The sequence below is a fragment of the Psychrobacter sp. genome, assembly GCF_036731945.1.
In the GTDB taxonomy this organism is placed as follows: domain Bacteria; phylum Pseudomonadota; class Gammaproteobacteria; order Pseudomonadales; family Moraxellaceae; genus Psychrobacter.
Map to the genome: position 1 here is coordinate 59,738 of NZ_DAINDI010000001.1, position 3,964 is coordinate 63,701.

The window sequence follows — 3,964 nt, forward strand, 5'->3', positions numbered from 1 at the left end:
TCGGCACTAACTTCTTTGCCAGCTCAGAATCTACCAGTACGTCTTCAATCTTGTCGTCTTTATTTTCAATCATCATAAATCTCTTAAGGTTACGCCCTATCTTTATATAGTCTTCATTGGATAGTATTTGTCCTAAATCGAAGGACTATTTTCTATCAACCAATTTGGGCCAATAGCACCGCTACTATACTCAACGAAGCAGCATGATAAACGCTTGTAAACTATCAAGCAAGGGACATGAATAGGTTAAAAAATAACTCACTAATTACTAAGTAAACGGGGTTAATTGTGAAGTTTAATTTTCGCTCTTATAATACCATGATCGATGACTCTATCGGCATAATCCCACTTTAAATGATCATTAAAATAGTCAACTCGTTCAACCTGACCGAGCGAAAACTTACTATCAGGTAAAAACTCTTCTGAAACAAACAGCTGGTCAATCACTTCAGGCATACCTTGATAAATATGGGTGTAAGCAACATCTTTCATCCAGCCATAACGTGCTTGAATACGAGCGGCGTCAAATAACGCGACATCGCGCATACTTTTATCATAATTGACTTCGCCTGTCTCGCTCATCAGTTGGGTGGTCACACTACCAGTGACATCGTTCATATCGCCTAATAAAATCAGTGGCTCACGCGTATGATGCAGGCGCTCAATAATGGACATACGAATAGAAGCGGCCTCTGCGGCGCGCATACACAAACTACGCAGCTTGGCACGAACGCGAATATTTGGATCGTTCATATCCTCTAACAACTGACCGTTTTCATCGCGTAGGAAAAAAGCCCGTTTGCTTTTTAAATGCGCAGTGACAATCGTAATCGGTTGCCCAAAAGCATTGACTCGTAATACAAGCGGCGGACGATTAAAACGTTCATAAAGACCGATATCAGGAATATCAATGACCGCTTTTGGTTCTACCTCTTCTAATAAGGTGCTTTCTAACTGCTCAAACCGGCTAATAATTCCGACAGCTGGCGTCTGTTGCGCGCCTTTACCTTGGGTATAAGGACTGGCGTTATCATTACTTGCCAGCGGAATGACCACATGCTCAGGTTTGAATCCTAATGCTACCGCTAATGCTTCGAGCGCATGACTGTCCCATACTTCTTGCACTGCAATGATATCTGCATGTGCCTTTGCCAGTAAGTCGGTAATACCGTGCAGCTTATGTTGGTATTCGTTATCGCTATAAGCCGGCGCGTTTTCATAATAAATTCGATTGGGGTTAGCAAAGTTAAGTAAATTGGCCGTTGCTATATAAAACTGCTTAGGGCTATTGTCTTCAGCGTTATTAACCATGAATTACCTATTATTATTATTTTTGATAATTGTCTTTTTTACGAGTAACTGTTTTTGATAAATGTCTTTGTTTGATAATGACTATTTTCTAGAATAACCTTTTACTACCATATATTCATATATAACAATATACATTAAAAAAGCCTCCAAAGACATCTTTGGAAGCTTTAAAATAACATAAAACTGACTATATTTATAAGTTAGCAGAGCCAGTTCTACAATCAAACTAACTCTAGTAATGAAGGAGCAAGTTTTCTTATCCTTTGCTTACTTATATTAAACATCTCATTAGTTAAACTTAACCTATATGTTTAGCAAAAAACAGTTCAACAAAGTATAACTTATCCTTAATTTTTTAAGACTAATGTAACTTATAGCCAGTATCTATGGATTCATCACTTTACTACGATACACGGTTCCATGCATCACGTGAGGCACGGCGTGCTTCGTTCCACTCTAGGCGCGACTCACCTTTTACTTCATGCCATGAGCGCTCTAAGTCTGATTCATGATCTTCAAAACGAGCATCAGCTGGATAACGAGCACGGTTTGCATAACCTACTGCATATGCTGGGTGTAAATCGCGGTCGAAATCATGACCTTCACGGTAATAATCGGCATTGGCATGTTCTGCGCGCCAGTAAGCTTCTTCACGAGTAGGATCAATCGCTTCTGCTGCTGCGTGACCTGCGCCGCCACCAACGATAGCACCAATAGCACCACCGATTAAGGTTCCTAGTGGGCCTGCCATCGTACCAATTGCCGCGCCTGCTGCTGCACCGCCAACACCACCAATACCAGTACCAATTGGATGTGAACCTGGCTCACCTGTGATTGGATCGGCATTTAAATCTTCTTTACTTTCCTTCGTCATGTGCTTAACGGCAGTACGGTCGATGGCATCATGGTCATTGATGATATTGTCATTTTCATGACCGACAACTCTATTGCCATTAATATCGCGGTCAGTTCCTGCTAAGCGGCGATCGTTATCATCGATAATACGATCTCTGTCGCCCACTTCAACATAATCATCATTCACTACGCGGTTATTAGGGTCGGTAATACGTCCATCGTTATTCATAATATTATCCTTAAATTATTTGTTATATATTAGATTTATTGTTCACTCATTTATAAAGCGTTAAATTTAACAAACTAAGCAATATTAGAATTAACTAATAAAGATAATTGCTAAAAATCACCTCTTATAAACCAGCAGTGTTGCTTAATTCATCTAAAGTATAAGAACTTATGGATAACGACCGATACACAGATTATGTAAACTATGTCCAAGTTACGATTGCCTTGCGTTACAGCCTGTATCTTTATCACTATTTTGTAGGGCAGCAGAGTATTTTGAGTAATTTATAATCGTCTATTCACGAAAACTTTAATTTTCTTTTAAATATTTATAAGACTTTTAGCGCTCTATCAATCGCTTGTTGCCACTTATCAAGATGCTGTTCACGCCTACCCGCAGACATCTCAGGCTCAAAGATGCGGTCAATTTGCCACGAGGCTTGTATCGTAGTCTCATCGTATAGACCGGTTTTTAATCCGGCTAATAAAGCCGCACCCTTAGCGGTAATCTCTGTGTCTTTAGGGCGTAGCACCGGTACGCCTAATAAGTCGGCTTGAAACTGCATGAGCAAGTCGTTATTCGCCGCACCACCATCTACTCTTAATTCAGTCAAAGGGTGGGGGCTGTCTTTTTGCATGGCAATCAGCACATCGTAAGTTTGATAGGCAATGGCTTCTAGCGCGGCGCGCGCAATATGGGCTTTGGTCGTGCCACGGCTCATACCGGTAATACTGGCATTGATATCTGAGCGCCAATAAGGCGCCGCAAGCCCTGTAAATGCTGGCAGTAATACCACCTCCTCACTACTATCTACTTGCCGCGCTAGATGCTCAACCTCACTGCTTTGTTGAATCATGCCAAGATTGTCACGCAGCCATTGAACAATAGCGCCCGCCATAAACACACTGCCCTCTAAGGCATAAGTGACTTCTCTCTTGGGCGGCTGTAGCAAGCGTCTGCCAGACTGCACAATTTGATCAAAGGATAGATTGTCTGGGCGGGTTGGCGTTGATTTGCGTTGCCAAGCAATGGTCGTTAGTAACTTATGCTCGCTCAGTTTTGGCTCTTTACCAATATTCATCAGCATAAAACAGCCGGTGCCATAGGTATTTTTTGCCATGCCTGCATCAAGGCAACCTTGTCCAAAAAGTGCCGCTTGCTGGTCGCCCAATACTGCCTGAATTGGAATTTGTTTAGCGAACAGTCCTTTTTTTGTTTTACCAAAATCGCCATCAGACGGTAGTACCTTGGGCAATATGTTCATTGGTATCCCAAAGCAGGTACAGAGCTCCTCTGACCATGTCAGTTTATGGATATCATATAACAAGGTGCGACAAGCGTTGGTGACGTCAATGACATGCTCGCCACCGGTCAATTTATAAATAAGCCAGCTGTCTATAGTGCCGACCGCGATTTCGCCTTTATTAGCGCGCACTCTTAATTTGGGATTGTTTTCTAACAACCATGCAATTTTACTGGCGCTAAAATATGGATCCAAACGCAAGCCTGTAAGACGTTGAATCTCACTGGCCATATCTGCATGCCCATTATCTGTCTGAGCGCTCGGGC

The 3,964-nt window shown here is 42.0% G+C and carries 3 protein-coding genes and 1 pseudogene; all 4 read right to left on the minus strand.

Annotated features, from left to right (window positions below):
* A pseudogene (locus V7D75_RS00225) lies at positions 1–100 on the minus strand (TetR/AcrR family transcriptional regulator); the annotation flags it as partial.
* Positions 101–282: 182 nt separating this feature from the next.
* Positions 283–1,311, minus strand: coding sequence for an endonuclease/exonuclease/phosphatase family protein (locus V7D75_RS00230; protein WP_333612919.1), 1,029 nt, complete (start codon positions 1,309–1,311; stop codon positions 283–285).
* A gap of 403 nt (positions 1,312–1,714) precedes the next feature.
* Entirely contained in the window at positions 1,715–2,185 is a 471-nt protein-coding gene (locus tag V7D75_RS00235) for a hypothetical protein (protein ID WP_201541609.1), read from the minus strand.
* A gap of 538 nt (positions 2,186–2,723) precedes the next feature.
* Positions 2,724–3,964, minus strand: a 1,241-nt coding sequence (locus tag V7D75_RS00240) for an FGGY family carbohydrate kinase (RefSeq protein WP_333612920.1), incomplete at its 5' end; no start/stop codon positions are given.

Excerpts from the sequence above, each read along its gene's own strand:
- V7D75_RS00235 (WP_201541609.1), bottom strand. The coding sequence starts at position 2,185 with ATGACGAAGGAAAGTAAAGAAGATTTAAATGCCGATCCAATCACAGGT.
- V7D75_RS00230 (WP_333612919.1), bottom strand. The coding sequence starts at position 1,311 with ATGGTTAATAACGCTGAAGACAATAGCCCTAAGCAGTTTTATATAGCA.